The sequence below is a fragment of the Pseudomonas sp. D8002 genome (assembly GCF_013385695.1).
Taxonomy (GTDB): domain Bacteria; phylum Pseudomonadota; class Gammaproteobacteria; order Pseudomonadales; family Pseudomonadaceae; genus Aquipseudomonas.
The window spans coordinates 1-316 of sequence record NZ_JACAPM010000080.1 but is presented as its reverse complement, the minus strand read 5'-3'; the positions used below and the strand labels follow the sequence as shown (position 1 = coordinate 316).

The following is a 316-nucleotide window of genomic DNA, read 5'->3' as shown; positions in this document are numbered from 1 at the left end:
TGATTCATTGAAGAAGACGATAGAAGCAGCTTTAAGCTCCAAGCTGATAGCTCTTAGCTAATCAGTTACGCGCTCGAAATTGGGTCTGTAGCTCAGTTGGTTAGAGCGCACCCCTGATAAGGGTGAGGTCGGCAGTTCGAATCTGCCCAGACCCACCAATTTTGTTATGGGGCCATAGCTCAGCTGGGAGAGCGCCTGCCTTGCACGCAGGAGGTCAACGGTTCGATCCCGTTTGGCTCCACCATTAACTGTTTCTACTGTTAGAGTTTAGAAATGAATATTCGCCAATGAATATTGATTTCTAGTCTTTGATTAG

General features: G+C 46.8%; 2 tRNA genes. Both read left to right on the top strand.

Annotation, left to right across the window (positions count from 1 at the left end):
- Positions 1-81 precede the first annotated feature (81 nt).
- A tRNA-Ile gene (locus HX807_RS31455) sits at positions 82-158 on the top strand.
- Between the two features lie 10 nt (positions 159-168).
- Positions 169-244 (top strand) — tRNA-Ala (locus HX807_RS31450).
- The last annotated feature ends 72 nt before the right edge of the window (positions 245-316 follow it).